The sequence below is a fragment of the Roseococcus sp. SDR genome (assembly GCF_019083995.1).
In the GTDB taxonomy this organism is placed as follows: Bacteria; Pseudomonadota; Alphaproteobacteria; order Acetobacterales; family Acetobacteraceae; genus Roseococcus.
Window position 1 is genome coordinate 1 of sequence record NZ_JAHRCU010000031.1, and the last position, 15,545, is coordinate 15,545.

Sequence of the window (15,545 nt, forward strand, 5' to 3'; positions counted from 1 at the left end):
TCGGACGGCTGAAGGACTGGCGCCGCATCCACACCCGATACGACAAGCTCGCCGCCAACTTCGCATCAGCCGTCGCCATCGCCGCCATCCTCCTCGGATGGACATGAATGAGTCTGGAGCCTAGAGCAGGTTCCGATCAGCTTGAATCAAGCTGATCGGAAGGTCGTGCTCTAGAAACGTAACTGCTAGAGCAGCTTATGTCCGATCGAGTTGAACCGATTAGCGGTTCAACTCGATCGGACGCTGCTCTAGGCTCCCAGGCAAAGACGTCCAGGGAGGAACATCACATGCAACGCCGCAACCTGCTGGCGCTCGCCGCCGCCGCGCCCCTCGCAGGGCCCGCTGCCGCCCAAGGGACATGGCAGCCCGACCGGCCGATCCGCATCATCGTGCCCTTCCCGGCGGGCGGCGCCACGGATGTCTGGGCACGCCTCGTCGCCGAGCCGATGAGCGAGATGTTGCGCGTGCCCGTGCTGATCGAGAACCGCTCCGGCGCGGCCGGCATGATCGGCGCCGATGCGGTGGCGAAGGCCCCGCCCGATGGCTACACGCTCCTCTTCACCATCACGCCGCTCGTGCAGTCGCCCATCGTGCTGGGCAATGCGCCGTATGATGCGGTGCGCGACTTCACGCCGATCGGCCAGATGGGCACGACGACGCTGATCTTCATGATCCGGTCCGAATTCCCGCCGCGCAACCTGCAGGAGTTCATCACGTTTGCGCGGGCGGAGGCGCGTGCGGGCCGGGGGCTGAACCTCGGTTCCTGGGCGGCGGGATCGAGCGCGCATGTCTTCGCGCTGGCGATGAACAACAAGCTCGACCTCGGCATGACGCATGTGGCCTATCGGGGTGAGGCGCCGATGGTGGTCGCCTATCTCTCGCGCGAGGTGGATGCCGGCATCAACAGCCTGACGAGCACGCGCGAGCATATCGCCAGCGGCCGGCTGCGCCCGCTGGCCGCACTGGGCGATACGCGCGCGGCCAGCATGAACGAGGTGCCGACCTTCATCGAGCAGGGCGTGGATGTGGGGCGCGGCTGGTCCGGCTTCGCGGGGCTGCTGGGGCCGGCCAACATGCCCGCCCCCGTGCATGCGCGCCTGGTGCAGGTGTTCCGCGACACGATGCATCGCGAGAATATCCGCCAGCGCCTGCTGGCCATGGACACCGACCCCGCCTGGCTCGGCCCCGAGGATTTCGGCGCGGCCATCATTCGCGTGCGCGACATCTGGACCGAGCTCACGCGGGGGATGGACCTGCAGTTGCGGTGACGGCGGCGCGCCCTCATCCTTGGCGGAAGGGCCTATTCCGGCGTGGCGGCGGATCCTGCGAGCAGGCCGCCATCCACCTGGAGCTCGGCGCCCGTGATGTAGGCGGCTTCATCGGAGGCCAGCATCGCCGCGACGGCCGCCACCTCCTCCGGCAGCCCGAAGCGCCGGAGCGGGGTGTCTGCCACCAGCGCGGCCATCCGCGCGTCGCGGTCGGGACCGTCGCCCAGCATCGGTTCCCACATCGGGGTCAGGATCGCCCCCGGATGGATCGAGTTGCAGCGGATCTTCCACCCCTGCTGCGCGCAGTAGAGCGCCACCGTCTTGGTGTGGTTGCGGATGGCAGCCTTGGAGGAGGCATAGGCGGCCGCGGCCGGAATGCCGACCATGCCGGAGCGTGAGGAGATATTGATGATGGAGCCGTATCCGCCGGCCTTCATCGCCCCGATCGCATAGCGGCAGCCCAGGAACGTCCCATCCAGGTTCACGCGGTGGACCGCCCGCCAGTCCTCCAGGCATGCATGCTCCGGATCATGGCGCACCGCGCCGCCCTCGAAGCCGGTGACGCCCGCATTGTTGACCAGGACGTCCAGCCGGGGGACCTGGCCGGCCAGGCGCAGCCAATCGGCCTCCGCGCTGACGTCCAGGCGGATGAAGCGCGCGCCGATTTCCGCGGCCAGGGACGAGCCGCCGGCCTCGTCGCGATCGGTGACGATGACCTCGGCGCCTTCGGCAGCGAAGCGGCGGGCGATGGCGCTGCCGATTCCCCGCGCGGCACCCGTGACGACGCAGATCTTTCCGGTCAGTCGCCGCAAATCCGTACCCGCTCTTCTATCGCAGTTTCTCGAAGGTGAAGGTGTTCGAGAGCGCGGCCCCCGGGCGGCCGACCAGGAAGCTGTCCTCGCGCAGGTCACGCAGGACGAGCCCTTGCCAATCCGCCAGTTCCAGGATGGCCCGCTGCGGGACGGCATGCATCTCCATCTCGGCTCCCGGCGTGCCGGCGAGATAGGAGGCGACATCGAACCGGTAGCCCTGCAGCCAGACCGGCAGCTGGAAGATGGCGACGCCGCCCGTCTCCAGCGCGCGGAAGGCATGGCGCAGGATGTTCATCGTGACCGGCGGCGGGCAGTGCTGCAGGACGATGCGCGAATACCAGAGGTCGCAGCTTTCCACCGGCATCAGGCGGTCCGGCATCACCTGCGTGAGGGTGACATGGCCGAGGCCCGCCGCACGGAAGGTCTCGCGCGCGAGATGCAGATGCGAGGGCGAGATGTCGAGCCCCGTCACCTGCGGGAAGCGGCGCGCCAGTTGCAGCGTGACCCGGCCGACGCCGCAGCCGTAATCCACGCAATGGCGGAACTGGCCGGGGCTCCGGCCGATGCGCCCCAGCGTCGCGTCCACCACCTGCGCGTCCCAGGCGCCGGCGGCGTAGAAGGCCTCCAGGTTGTTCGCGATGTTATGCGGCAGGAACCGCTCCTCGGTCAGCACCGACCAATGCGGCGCCGCCTCGCCCGCGCGGGTCCAGTAGCCGCCCACCTTCTCCGCCATCAGCGCGAGGGTCGCGGCATCGGCCTCGGTCTCGACCAGGTTCAGGCCGGCGTCGAGCGGTGGCAGCGCGTGCAGGTTGGAGCCGTGCCGCAGGCCGAATTCCGCGCAATTCGCCAGCGCCTTGCCGAAGGCTTCGGGCTCCGGCCAGGCGGCCATCGCATTGGCGATCACCTCCTCGCTCTCCGGATCGCGGCCGAGCAGCATCCGGTAGCCCAGGATGACCTCTTCGCGCGTCAGCGGCCTATCCGACAAGGGCGGCCTCCACGGCAGCGGAGAAGCGATCGAGGATCATGCCCATCTCCGCCTCGGTCACGTTGTAGGGAGGGGCGAGAATGACGTGGTCGCCGCGCAGACCGTCAATCGTGCCGCCCATGGGATAGCAGCCGAGGCCGCGCGCATATGCCTCGCGCTTCACACGCTCGTTGATCTTGAGCTTGGGGTCGAAGACGGCCTTGCTGCCCCGGTCCTGCACCAGCTCGATCGCCCAGAAGAGGCCGCGGCCGCGGATGTCGCCCACATGGCGGTGGTTGCCCAAGCGCTCGGTCAGGCCCTGTTCCAGCAGCGCGCCCATCGCGTTGACGTTGGCGAGCAGATTCTCTTCCTCGATCACCTCCTGCACGGCCAGCGCCGCGGCGCAGGCCATGGGGTGCGCCTGGTAGGTGTGGCCGTGCATGAAGCCGCCCGAGCCGTCGCGGATGGCCGCGATCACGCGCTCCTGCACCAGGATCCCGCCGATGGGCTGGTAACCGCCGCCCAGGCCCTTCGCGATGACCTGGATATCGGGGGCGACACCCTCCTGCTCCCAGGCGTGCATGGTGCCGACGCGGCCCATGCCGCTCATCACCTCGTCCAGGATGAGCAGCGCGCCGTGGCGGTCGCAGATCTCGCGAACCTTCTGGAAATAGCCGGGCAGCGCCGTGACGCAGCCGAGCGTGGCGCCCACCACCGTCTCGGCGCAGAAGGCGATGACGTTCTGCGGCCCGAGGCGCTGGAACTCCGCCTCCAGCTCATCGCCCAGGCGCTGCACGTAGTCGGCGTCGCTCTCGTCATCGCGGCGGTCGCGGTAGGCGTAGCAGGGCGAGACGTGGCTGAAGGCCTGGCTCAGGATGGGCGCATAGGGTGCCCTGCGCATGGCGTTGCCGCCGGCGGCGAGCGCGCCCAGCGTATTGCCGTGATAGCTCTGGCGGCGGGCGATGTAGCGCGTGCGCTGCGTCTCGCCCTTCTCCACGAAATACTGGCGCGCCATCTTGAGCGCGGCCTCCATCCCCTCGCTGCCGGAGGAGACGAAATAGGCATGCGTCAGGCCACCCGGCGCGTGGCCGACGAGCTTGTCCGCGAGCCGCTCGGCGCTCTCGCAGGAGAAGAGCGCCGTGTGGGCGTAGGTGAGCTTCGACAGCTGCGCCTGCATCGCTGCCAGCACATGCGGATGGCCATGGCCGAGGCAGGCGACGGCCGCACCGCCGGAGCCGTCGATCACCGCGTGGCCGGTGGATTCCGTGAGCCAGATCCCCTGGCCGGAAACGGCGACGGGAGGGGCGACCTTGAGGTTGCGGTGGACGAGGTGCGAGGTGCTCATGCCGCAAGCCTAACCCGGGCTCAGGGCGGTGTCAGCACGCCGACGGCGGCACCCGCCATGCAGCAGGCCAGCGTGGCGGCGAGGAGCGAGGGCAGGCCGAGGGCGACGATATCGGCCCGGCGCTCGGGGCACATGGCGCACATGCCGCCCAGCATGATCCCGAGCGAGCCGAAATTGGTGAAGCCGCAGAGCGCATAGGTGAGGATGAGGCGCGACCGGTCCGAGAGCGCCGCGGCACCCCCTCGTGCCATGTCCAGATAGGCGACGAACTCGTTCACCATGAGTTTCACGCCCAGGAACTGGGCGACCGTCGCAGCCTCGCCCGCCGGCACGCCCATGGCCCAGGCGAGCGGCCAGAAGAGCAGGCCCGCCACCTGCTGCAGCGTGATGCCCAGCAGCGGCTGCAGGATCTCATTGCCCAGCGCGACCAGTGCCACGAAGACGATCAGTGCCGCCATGATGCCGAGCAGGAGCTGCAGCCCGTCGCTCGTGCCCTGGACCAGGGCCTCCATGGTGCTGGTGTAGAGGGGCGGCGCGTCGGCCTCGCCCTGTGTGACGGCGCTGCCTGGGATCATCAGCAGCGCCACCAGCACGGCGGCGGGCGCGCTGATGAGGGAGGCGGTGAGCAGCTGCCCCGCCGCATCGGGCACGACGGAGGAGATGATGAGCGCATAGACGACGAGCATGTTGCCCGAGATGGTGGCCAGCCCCGCGACCATGACGACGAACAGCTCGGAGCGCGTGAGCTTCGCGAGCCAGGGGCGGATGAGCAGCGGCGCCTCCACCATGCCGACGAAGACATTGGCCGCGACGGAGAAGCCGGCCGCGCCGCCCAGGCCAAACAGGCGCCGCAGCCCGCCCGCCAGGGCACTCACGACGAAGGGCAGCACGCGCCAATGGTAGAGCACGGCCGAAAGCGCGCCGACCAGCAGCACCAGCGGCAGCGCCTGGAAGAAGAGGATGAAGGAGGAACCGGGCGTGACCTCCGCGAAGGGCAGCGGCCCTCCGCCGAGATAGCCGAAGACCAGGGCCGTGCCGGCCTGGGTGGCGCGCGCCAGCGCATCCACCGCGCGGCCGATCAGCGCGAAGCCGGCGCGCAGCGGCGGCACATGCAGCAGCAGCGCGGCGAGGCCGATCAGGCCCACCAGGCCACCCGCGACGACGCGCCAGGAGGCATCGCGGCGGAAGCCGCCCATGGCCCAGGCGAGCACACAAAGCAGAGCGAGGCCCAAGGCGGATTGGAGCTGGAGGGACATCAGGAATGGGCCTCCGGCGGCTGGGGGCCCATTCTTGGAGAGAGGCGGCCCCAGACCCCTTTACGAATGGGGTCCGGGGCCTGAGGCCCCGGCCGCCGGAGGTCCTCATGTTTCTTCTTCATCCACCGCCCCTTCCTCGAGCCCCAGCACCACGCCCGACTGATCCCCGGGCAGTGCCTCGATCGTCTTGAGTTTCCTCTCGATCTGGCGTGTGCGGGTCTTGGCCTCCTCGATCGTCCTGGTCACGGTGCCGACCTGCGTGCCGAGCTTCGTCAGCACCGACGCCATCTTGCCCATCTCGCCCTTGGTCGCCGAGAGCAATTCGCGCACGGATTCCGCGTTCTTCGACAGCGCCAGCGTGACATGGCCGAGCTGGATGGTGCGCAGCAGCGCCGGCAGCAGCGAGGGGCCGAGGATGAGAACGCGATGCGTGCGGCCGATATCGTCGATCAGGCCCGGGATGCGCGCGACTTCGGCATAGAGGCCCTCGGTGGGCAGGTACATCACCCCGAACTCCACGGTGCGCGGCGGGATGATGTATTTCTCCGCGATCTTCTTCGCCTCGCCGCGGATGCGGACTTCCAGCGCCTTGCGCGCCGTGGCTTCGGCGGCGGCATCGGCGGCTTCCCAGGCATCGAGCAGGCGGGCGTAGTCCTCCACCGGGAATTTCGCATCCACCGGCAGCAGCACGCGGGCGTCGCCGGCGGTGGGCATCACCACGGCGAATTCCACGACATCGGCGCTGTCCTCGCGCAGGCGGACATTCGCCTCGTAGCTGCCCTCGGGGAGGATGTCGTCCAGCAGGGCGCGCACCTGCGTCTCGCCCCAGCCGCCGCGCGTCTTCACATTGCCGAAGAGGCGCTTGATGTCGCCGATCTGGCCGGTGACGGCCTGGATCTCGCCCATCGCCTTCTGCACGGCGGTGAACTGGTCGATGACGCGGGCGAAGCTCTCATTCATCTGCTTCTCGACCGCGCCGGCGAGCTGTTCGTTCACGCTCTTCTGGATCTCGGCGAGGCGCTTTTCATTGGTCTCGCGCATCTCGGTGAGCTTCTGGTCCAGCAGGTCGCGCGAGCGGCTGGCCTCGGTGGCGAGGCGATCCAGCAGGGATTTTTCGAGCGCGGCGAGGGCGGTGGTCTGGCGATGCAGGGCCTCGTTCAGGAGCTTGCCCTGCTCGATGGCGAAGCCCGAGACGGCGGCGCCCAGCGCCGCTTCGCTGGCGGCTAGCGCGGCCTTCACCTCGCCTGTCAGCGCGCCGAGGCGCTCGCCCTGGCGTTCCTGCGCGGCCTGGAGCAGGGGCAAAGCGGGGTCGCTGCCAGGCTTGCGTGCCAGCAGCACGCCCAGCACCGCGAGCAGCAGCACCACGACCAGACCGAGCAGTGCCGCTTCAACCGTCACGCCATCCCCCGCGCCGAATCGTGCGAATCATGCCGATTTCCCTGAATGCCGGCCAGCCCAAGCAAAGGCGGACTCGCACCAGCCCTTCCGCCCCCCGTGGCCCTCCGGTGGCTTTGCCACCGGAGGATGAGCCCAGCGCCCAGGATCAGTGCCCATCCGGGGCCCCCACAAAAATGCCGCAGGCGTCTTTGTGGGGAGATCTCGGGGCCCCGCGAAGACGCCGAAGGCGGGTTCGTGGGGAACTAGTGTCGGAAGTGGCGCATCCCGGTGAAGACCATGGCGAGGCCGGCCGCATCGGCGGCGGCGATCACCTCGGCGTCGCGCATGGAGCCGCCGGGCTGGATCACGGCGGTGACACCCGCCGCGGCGGCGGTCTCCAGGCCATCGGCGAAGGGGAAGAAGGCGTCCGACGCCACGACGCTGCCGCGGGCCAGCGGCTCGGGAAGGCCCGCGGCCTTGGCGGCGGCCTCGGATTTCCAGGCGGCGATGCGGCTGCTTTCCACGCGGTTCATCTGCCCCGCGCCGATGCCGACGGTGGCCAGGTTCTTCGCATAGATGATGGCGTTGGACTTCACATGCTTGCAGACGCGGAAGGCGAAGAGCAGATCCGCCATCTCGGCCGCCGTGGGCGCGCGCTTGGTGACGACGCGCAGATCGGCCTCGGTCACGCGGCCGGCGTCGCGGGATTGCGCCAGGAAGCCGCCGGCGACGCTGCGGAAGGTCATGCCCGGCGCGGTCGGGTCGGGCATGCCGCCGGTCAGCAGCAAACGCAGGTTCTTCTTGCGGGCGAAGATGGCGCGGGCCGCTTCATCGGCGTCGGGCGCGATCACCACCTCGGTGAAGATGGCGGTGATCTTCTCGGCCGCCGCGGCGTCGAGTGTGCGGTTGGCGGCGACGATGCCGCCGAAGGCCGAGACCGGGTCACACAGCAGCGCGCGGTCCCAGGCGGTGGCGAGGTCCTCCGCGATGGCGATGCCGCAGGGGTTGGCGTGCTTCACGATCACGATGGCGGGCGGCTCGAACTCGGCGCAGGCCTCATAGGCCGCGTCCGTGTCGTTCAGGTTGTTGTAGGAAAGCTCCTTGCCCTGGATCTGCTTCGCGGTCGCGATGCCCGGGCGGTGGCTGCCATCGAGGTAGAAGCCCGCCTTCTGGTGCGGGTTCTCGCCATAGCGCAGCGTCTGCGCGAGTTGGCCCGCGAAGGCCAGGCGCGGCGGGAAGTCCTGGCCGAGCTGGCCCGCGAACCAGCTGGAGATGGCCGCGTCATAGGCGGCTGTGCGGGCATAGGCGGCGGCGGCCAGCTCGCGGCGGAGTTCGGCGCTGGTGCCGCCGGTCGCTTCGATCTCGGCGGTGATGCGGGCGAGATGTGCGGGCTCGGTGACGACGACGACATGCGCGTGGTTCTTGGCCGCGCTGCGGATCATGGCCGGGCCGCCGATGTCGATATTCTCGATGCAATCCTCGAAGGCCGCACCTTTCGCGACCGTCGCCTCGAAGGGGTAGAGGTTCACGGCGACGAGGTCGATCGGCGCGATGCTGTGTTCCTGCATCTGCGCCACATGCGCCGCCTCGTCGCGGCGGCCCAGGATGCCGCCATGCACCTGCGGCACCAGGGTCTTCACACGGCCGTCGAGGATTTCCGGGAAGCCCGTATGCTCGCTGACATCCTTCACCGGGATGCCGGCGGCGCGGATCGCCTGGGCGGTGCCGCCGGTGGAGAGGATCTCGGCACCGCGATCGGCCAGGAAGCGGGCGAATTCCACGATCCCGGTCTTGTCGGAGACGGAGAGCAGGGCGCGGCGGATGGCCAAGGGGGCGGCTACACTCATGGTCACAATCCCAACAGGTCGAGCGTGCGGCCCACCACCGCGCTCTCGGTGAATTTCTCGCGGGCACGGGCCAGGCCCGCTTCGCCCATGCTTTGCCGCAAGGGGGCATCCGCCGCCAGCCGCGCCAGCGCAGCCCCGAGTGGCGCCGCCTGCATGGGCGGGACCAGCAGGCCGTTCCGGCCATCCGTCACCAGCTCGCGGCAGCCGCGGATATCGGTGGTGACGATGGGCAGGCCGGTGAGCATCGCCTCGATGATGCTCATGGGCAGGCCCTCGAAATGGCTGGGCAGGGTGAAGATATCGGCGGCCTGGAGCAGGCGCGCCACGTCGTGGCGGTAACCCAGCATGCGCAGGCGCGGGCCGAGACTGGCGGCGGCGCGGGTGAAATGCGGCGTCAGGTCCTCGCCATGGTCGGAGGGCAGGCGCTCGCCCACCACCCAGAGATGGGCGTTCGGCACGGATTCCATGGCTTCAAGCAACTCAGGCCAACCCTTGTGGCGCACCAGGCGGGAGATGCCGATGATGACGCAGTCGGCTTCCGGCACGTCCATTTCGGCGCGCAGCGCCGCCCGGGCCTCGGCATCCGGGTGAAAGGTCGCGGGGTCGCGGCCATTGCCCGTCGCTGTGGCGCCGCGATGGATCCAGAGGCGACGGGCGTCCTCTGCCTCCTCCTCGCTGACGGTGAGGAAGGTGTCGGTCATTCGCCCGCCCACCCATTCGACGCCGAGCGAGAGGCCGCGCCGCCAGAGGGGGCCGGGCTGGTTGAAGAGGAAACCATGGCAGGTATAGGCGATGCGCGGCACCCGCTCGAGCTTCGCCGCCGCGCGCGCGAGGAAGCCCGAGATGGGCATATGCGCGTGAACGAGGTCAAATTTCTCCTCGCGCATGATGCGGCGCAATTCGCCGAGGGCGGGCAAATGCGCGCGGGGATTGAGGCTGCGCTGCAGGGGCACGGGGATGATGCGGAACCCCTCGGCGCGGGCCACGTCCAGCAGGGGGCCCTCGGCCGCGATGCCCACCACCTCATGCCCGCGCGCGCGGGCGCCGCGCATCACCGGCAGCAGGAAGTGGCGCAGCGAGAAATCCACATTGGCGAGTTCGAGGATCTTCACGGGCGGGCCCCCCACAGCCCCAGGGGGGCGGCCCTAGTTCTCACCGCCCGGGACGACGCGGCTGATGGCCCATTGCACCGTCTCCGCCTCGCCATCCGAGGTGAGGACGATCTGGCTGGAGCGGCGCGGCTCGGCGGCGAGGTAGACGCTCTCCTCCAGCTCCACGCGGGCGCCGCGGGCGCGGAAGCGCCAGCCCTGGCCGCCGGAGAGGCGCATCAGGACGCCGCCCTCCTCCTCCTGCAGCACGGCCGTGACGGCGGGGTGGAGGTGGAAGCGGATGGCCCAGGCGGTGGCGGGGCCGGGGAAGGGCTCCAGCACATCTTCGCCGCGCAGGTCGTCGCCGCTTTCGGAGAGGTAGAGGCGGCGGCGATGCACCACGCCATGGGTGCGGCGATAGCCATCATGGCTGATGTCGAGCCATTGCGCGCCATTGGCCTCCTGGCGCTCGATCTCGACGCGCTCTGGCCGGCGGCCCAGGCCCTCCTCGCGGAGTTCGGCGCTGTTGGTATCGGCCAGCGTGAGGGTGGAATGGGCGGCGGTGCCGCGCAGCGCATCGCGCCAGGCGGCATCGGCGGCCGGCGCCGCGCCGCAATTCACGATCAGGCGGTCGCGGCCCACGGACATCTCGAAGGAGAGGGTGCCCGCGTGGGAGGCGCGGTCGGCGCCGCGCGGCAGGCCGGAGGCGGGGTCGGCCGGGCGGCCGGGGGGCGGGGCGCCGCAATCGGCGATGACCAGCGTGCGGCCGGCGGCCATGCGGTGGAAGCCCGTCTCCTCCAGCAGCATGGGTGCGCGGCCCTTGGCCAGCCCCTGGGCCAGGACGACATCCACCAGGGCCGGAGCTTCCTCGCGCGTGCTGTTGAAGAGCGCGAGCGACATGTCGCCATGGCGGAAGAGGCGCAGCGCCTGGCCCGCGCGTTCCAGCGCGAGCGAGAGCTGCGGCGGCGAGGCGATGCCCACGCCGTTCAGGAGGTTGCGGATCTCGATGAGGTCCTGCAGGGCCAGCAGCTGCACCGCCGGGCTACGCTCCACATGGCCGCCATCGGGGTGGAATTGCCGCTCCAACTCCGGGCCCAGGAAGCGCAGCGCGCGCGTCATCCAGGCTTCTTCTTCCAGCGCCACGGCAGCGGCGATGCTGCCCTTGAGGGCGACGAGGCCCCCGCGATGCGCGGCTTCCGCCGGCAGGCTGGCGGAGAGGGCGCGGCCATCAAGGGCGAGGCGCTGGAGCAATTGCTTGCGGAAGCCGTCCTCCGCGGTCGCCGCGAGGAAATCCCAGTGCCCGAGCCAGGCGGAGATGCGTGCGGCGGCGACTTCCGGCGCCTGGGCCATGGCCTCGGCGGCGCCGCGGGCCAGCCAATCCTCGGTCAGGTCGCGCGCCATGACGCGGGCGGCATCGGTGCCCAGCATGCGCAGGTCACGCAGCCAGGCGAAGCCGTGCGCGGCCTGGCGCCAGAGCACCGGGCCCGCGGCCGGCGTCCAGTCGTTCAGCAGGCGGACCGAGCCCAGCACCTCGAACTCGCCACGCAGCAGGCGGGCGCCGCGCGCGGCATCGCCCGGCCAGAGGTCGCGGAAGGAGCGGGCGGGCGCGTCGGGCACGCGCATGGGCTTGAGGCGTGTGAAGAGGCCACGGACGTTGCGGAACACGTCGGCCATCAGGCGCCTCCCCGAAGCCCGGTGATGGCCTGGGCGTAATCCGGCGCGCCGAAGACGGCGGTGCCGGCGACCAGCACATCGGCGCCGGCGGCGATGCAATCGGGCGCCGTCTTCAGCGTGACGCCACCATCCACCTGGAGCGCGATGTCGCGGCCGGATTCGGTGATCATGCGGCGGAGTGCCGCGATCTTCGGCAATTGGCTCGCCAGGAAGGACTGGCCGCCAAAGCCCGGATTGACCGACATGACGAGGATGAGGTCCGTCAGGTCCAGCACATGGGCCAGGCACTCGATGGGCGTGGCGGGGTTCAGCACCACGCCGGCCTTCTTGCCCAGCGCGCGGATGGTCTGGAGGCTGCGGTGCAGATGCGGCCCGGCCTCGGGGTGCAGGCTGATGAGATCGGCTCCGGCTTCGGCGAAGGCGGCGAGATAGGGATCGGCCGGGGCGATCATCAGGTGGACGTCGAAGGGCATGGCGCTGTGCTTGCGCAGCGCCTTCACCAGCCCCGGGCCAAAGCTGATATTCGGCACGAAGTGGCCGTCCATGATGTCGAGGTGCAGCCAATCCGCCCCGGCGGCCTCGATGGCACGGACTTCCTCGCCCAGGCGGGCGAAGTCGGCGGCGAGCAGCGAGGGGGCGATGCGGATGGCGGACATGGGACCTGGAGAGGAAGACGCCTCTCCGGTTAGCCTATTCATCCCCGCCTGCAAACCTTCGCCGGCGGGGATTCGGGGCCAAAATCAGCCCTCGAGAATGCCGCCGCGCGAGCCGGAGATGATCGAGAGGAATTCGCGGCGTGTCGCGTCATTGGTGCGGAACTCGCCCAGCATGCGCGAGGTGACCATGGAGACGCCCGGCTTGTGGATGCCGCGCGTGGTCATGCACTGGTGCGCGGCCTCGATGACGACGGCGACACCCTTGGGCTTGAGCACGCTTTCAATGGTGTTGGCGATCTGCGCCGTCAGCTTTTCCTGGATCTGCAGGCGCTTGGCATAGGTCTCGATGACACGGGCGAGCTTGGAGATGCCGACCACGCGGCCATTGGGCAGGTAGGCGATGTGCGCCTTGCCGATGATGGGAACCATGTGGTGCTCGCAATGGCTCTCCAGGCGGATGTCGCGCAGCACCACCATCTCGTCATAGCCGTCCGTCTCCTCGAAGGAGCGGGCGAGCATCTCGACGGGGTCATGGCCGTAGCCGGCGAAGAATTCCTCATAGGCGCGCGCGACGCGGGCGGGGGTGTCCACCAGGCCCTCACGGTCCGGATCGTCACCGGCCCAGAGCAGGAGGGTGCGCACCGCAGCCTCGGCCTCGGCGCGGCTCGGGCGTTCGATGGCGCTCTGCGTATCGTCGGTCCTGGCGCTGGCGGGCAACTGGATGTTCATGGCTGCGATCATTCCTGGAGGTGCTGCATCAGCCCCGAGATGGGGCCGCGTCATGTCCTCGGACTCGCGAGATGGTGCGGTGGGGCGACTCCGCAAGACGCGGGTTCCCTCCATTTGGCGGCGCGGGCGTTCAGTGCACGCCGCCCTGCTGGTGCGGGCTGTCGAGCGAGAAGGCGGGGACGGCGGCGTCGAATTCCTCGCCGGTCTCGCTCACGATCATGTGGTAGGTGCCGCGCATGAAGCCGGATGGCGTGGGGAGCGGCGTGCCGGAGGTGTAGTCGAAGCTCTCGCCGGGTTCGAGGATGGGCTGCTCGCCCACCACGCCCTCGCCATGCACGCGCATCTCGCGGCCCAGCGCATCGGTGATGATCCAGCTCCGCTTGAGAAGCTGGACCGTGACGGAGCTGAGATTCTCGATCTGCACCTTGTAGGCCCAGACATAGCGCCCGGCTTCCGTGTCCGACTGGTCGGCCAGGAAGAAGGGGCGGATGGTGACGCGCACGCCGCGCGTGACGGTGGTGTAGGGCTTCATGCGCGGCGCATCGCGGCGGTGGCGAGGCCGGCGCCGATCAGCATGCCGCCGCCGAGGCGATTGAAGCCGCGGCGGATGGCGGGGCGCTTCACCGCATCGGAGAGCGTGCCGGCCAGCAGCGCATAGCCTAGCGCGTTGAGCGCGCCGAGGCCCACGAAGGTCACGAGCACGAGCGCGGCCTGGGGCAGGAAGGCGCGCTCAGGGTTCAGGAATTGCGGGACGAAGGCCACGAAGAAGGCGATGCTCTTGGGGTTCAGCACCGTCACCAGGAAGGCGTCGCGGAAGGCGTGGCGGGCGGGGAGGGCCACGGCCTCACCCGATGTTTCACCCACTGGCGCGCGCCAGAGCTTCACGCCGAGCCAGATGAGATAGGCCGCGCCCAGCCATTTCGCGACGGTGAAGGCCGCCGCACTCGCCGCCAGCAGGGCGCCCAGGCCGGCCAGCGAGGCGGTGAGCGCCACCGCATCGCCCAGCGCCACGCCGCCGACCGTGGGCAGCGCCGCGCGCCAGCCGCCGCCGAGCGAGCGGCCCAGGATGAAGACCACGACCGGCCCCGGGATCATCACCGCGATGAGCGAGGCGGCCGCGAAGGCAAGCCAGGTTTCGAGCGTCATGGCCATATCATGCCATGACGCCCATGCCCGGGGCTACTCCGCCGCGCGGAGGCCGGGCGCGCTGACCGCGTCCAGCGCCTCGGCCAGATCCTCGATCAGGTCGGCCACGTCTTCCAGACCCACCGAGAGGCGCACCGTGCCATCGGTGATGCCGAGCTTGGCGCGCTCCTCCGGCCCGATGCGCATATGCGTGGTGGTGGCCGGATGCGTGGCCAGCGACTTGGAATCGCCCAGGTTGTTGGAGATGTCCACGACCTGCAGCGCGTTCATGAAGCGGAAGCACGCTTCCTTTCCGCCCTTGATGTCGAACGTCACCAGCGTGCCGCCGGCCGACATCTGCCGGACCGCCAGCGCATGCTGCGGGTGGTCGGCGCGGAAGGGGTAGAGCACGCGGGCGATCTCGGCGCGCTCGGACAGGAAATCGGCGACCGCGGCGGCGTTGCGGCACATCTGGTCCACGCGCAGCTTCAGCGTCTCCAGGCCCTTGAGGATGACCCAGGCGTTGAAGGGGGACATGGCGGGGCCGGTGTTGCGGATGAAGGGCATCAGCACCTCCTCCACCCACTTCTTGCGGCCCAGCACGGCGCCGCCCAGCACGCGACCCTGGCCGTCCATGTGCTTGGTGCAGGAATAGACGACGACGTCCGCACCCTGCTCCAGCGGCTTCTGCAGCAGCGGCGTGGCAAACACGTTGTCCACCACCACCAGCGCGCCCGCGGCATGCGCGAGCTTGCAGACGGCCGGCACGTCCACCAGCTCAAGCATCGGGTTGGAGGGGCTTTCCAGCAGCACCATGGTGGCGGGCTTGCTCAGCGCCACCTTCCACTGCGCCATGTCCCCGCCATCCACGAACTCGGCCTCGATGCCGTAGCGCGGCAGCAGCGTGCTCACGATCCAGTGGCAGGAACCGAAGAGCGCGCGGGAGGCGACCAGGCGGTCGCCGGTCTTGAGGTGGGAGAGGAGCGCGGAATGCACCGCCGCCATGCCGGTCGCCATCAGGCGGCAGGCTTCGGCGCCCTCGATGGCGCAGAGGCGGTCCTCGAGCATGGTCGTCGTCGGGTTGGCGAAGCGGCTGTACTGGTAGTGCTCGATCTCGTTCTTGAAAGTGGCCTCGGCCTGCTCGGCATTGTCATAGACGAAGCCGGAGGTGAGGAACATCGCCTCGGCGGTCTCGCCATGGTTGGAGCGGTTGAGGCCGCCACGGACGAGTTGCGTGGCGGGACGAAGCTTGCGGGACATGATGAACACCCTCATCCGAAACAATGAAGTCCGGCACCCTGGGCGGGGTGGGGATTGCGCCCGCGCATGACGGGGCGTTCCCTGGGCCGTTTAGCGCGCTTGTTTTCCGCCTCGATCAGGGAAACCTGAAGAAGACGACCCGGT

Annotated in this window: 14 protein-coding genes and 1 pseudogene; 2 read left to right on the forward strand and 13 right to left on the reverse strand. The window is 69.6% G+C overall.

Annotated features, from left to right (window positions below):
* Together KTR66_RS22695 and KTR66_RS22700 are read left to right on the forward strand one after the other, a co-directional pair.
* A pseudogene (locus KTR66_RS22695) lies at positions 1-107 on the forward strand (IS5/IS1182 family transposase); the annotation flags it as partial.
* A 180-nt stretch (positions 108-287) separates the two neighbouring features.
* On the forward strand, positions 288-1,268 hold the full coding sequence (locus KTR66_RS22700) for a tripartite tricarboxylate transporter substrate binding protein (RefSeq protein WP_213616776.1): 981 nt from the start codon (positions 288-290) through the stop codon (positions 1,266-1,268).
* 32 nt (positions 1,269-1,300) lie between these two features.
* Here the strand turns inward: KTR66_RS22700 and KTR66_RS22705 are convergent, their stop codons facing one another.
* The 13 genes from KTR66_RS22705 to metZ form a co-directional block, all read right to left on the reverse strand.
* The gene (locus KTR66_RS22705) at positions 1,301-2,080 is read right to left on the reverse strand and encodes an SDR family oxidoreductase (RefSeq protein WP_213616778.1); all 780 of its coding nucleotides are present in this window, start codon (positions 2,078-2,080) and stop codon (positions 1,301-1,303) included.
* Positions 2,081-2,096: 16 nt separating this feature from the next.
* The gene (locus KTR66_RS22710) at positions 2,097-3,065 is read right to left on the reverse strand and encodes a class I SAM-dependent methyltransferase (RefSeq protein ID WP_213616780.1); all 969 of its coding nucleotides are present in this window, start codon (positions 3,063-3,065) and stop codon (positions 2,097-2,099) included.
* Positions 3,055-4,389 (reverse strand): aspartate aminotransferase family protein, encoded by a 1,335-nt coding sequence (locus tag KTR66_RS22715; RefSeq protein WP_213616782.1) that lies wholly within the window; start codon positions 4,387-4,389, stop codon positions 3,055-3,057. The genes KTR66_RS22710 and KTR66_RS22715 overlap by 11 nt, the downstream gene beginning before the upstream one ends.
* A gap of 20 nt (positions 4,390-4,409) precedes the next feature.
* Positions 4,410-5,645, reverse strand: coding sequence for a NupC/NupG family nucleoside CNT transporter (locus KTR66_RS22720; RefSeq protein WP_213616784.1), 1,236 nt, complete (start codon positions 5,643-5,645; stop codon positions 4,410-4,412).
* Positions 5,646-5,750: 105 nt separating this feature from the next.
* Positions 5,751-7,043, reverse strand: coding sequence for a DNA recombination protein RmuC (locus KTR66_RS22725; protein ID WP_371819196.1), 1,293 nt, complete (start codon positions 7,041-7,043; stop codon positions 5,751-5,753).
* A gap of 242 nt (positions 7,044-7,285) precedes the next feature.
* On the reverse strand, positions 7,286-8,869 hold the full coding sequence (purH, locus tag KTR66_RS22730) for a bifunctional phosphoribosylaminoimidazolecarboxamide formyltransferase/IMP cyclohydrolase (protein WP_213616786.1): 1,584 nt from the start codon (positions 8,867-8,869) through the stop codon (positions 7,286-7,288).
* A 2-nt stretch (positions 8,870-8,871) separates the two neighbouring features.
* Complete coding sequence (locus KTR66_RS22735; protein WP_213616788.1) at positions 8,872-9,981, reverse strand: glycosyltransferase family 4 protein; 1,110 nt, start codon at positions 9,979-9,981, stop codon at positions 8,872-8,874.
* Between the two features lie 33 nt (positions 9,982-10,014).
* A complete protein-coding gene (locus KTR66_RS22740; RefSeq protein ID WP_213616791.1) occupies positions 10,015-11,631 on the reverse strand; it encodes a heparinase II/III family protein in 1,617 nt (538 codons plus the stop codon).
* Positions 11,631-12,287, reverse strand: coding sequence for a ribulose-phosphate 3-epimerase (gene rpe / locus KTR66_RS22745; protein WP_213616793.1), 657 nt, complete (start codon positions 12,285-12,287; stop codon positions 11,631-11,633). The genes KTR66_RS22740 and rpe overlap by 1 nt, the downstream gene beginning before the upstream one ends.
* Before the next feature lie 84 nt (positions 12,288-12,371).
* The gene (gene folE, locus KTR66_RS22750) at positions 12,372-13,016 is read right to left on the reverse strand and encodes a GTP cyclohydrolase I FolE (RefSeq protein ID WP_249732369.1); all 645 of its coding nucleotides are present in this window, start codon (positions 13,014-13,016) and stop codon (positions 12,372-12,374) included.
* A 130-nt stretch (positions 13,017-13,146) separates the two neighbouring features.
* Complete coding sequence (gene apaG, locus KTR66_RS22755; RefSeq protein WP_213616797.1) at positions 13,147-13,548, reverse strand: Co2+/Mg2+ efflux protein ApaG; 402 nt, start codon at positions 13,546-13,548, stop codon at positions 13,147-13,149.
* Positions 13,545-14,162: a LysE family translocator gene (locus KTR66_RS22760; RefSeq protein WP_213616799.1), complete on the reverse strand. Its 618-nt coding sequence runs from the start codon at positions 14,160-14,162 to the stop codon at positions 13,545-13,547. Before KTR66_RS22760 ends, apaG begins: the two co-directional genes overlap by 4 nt.
* Positions 14,163-14,195: 33 nt before the next feature.
* The gene (gene metZ / locus KTR66_RS22765; RefSeq protein ID WP_213616801.1) at positions 14,196-15,401 is read right to left on the reverse strand and encodes an O-succinylhomoserine sulfhydrylase; all 1,206 of its coding nucleotides are present in this window, start codon (positions 15,399-15,401) and stop codon (positions 14,196-14,198) included.
* Positions 15,402-15,545 lie beyond the last annotated feature (144 nt).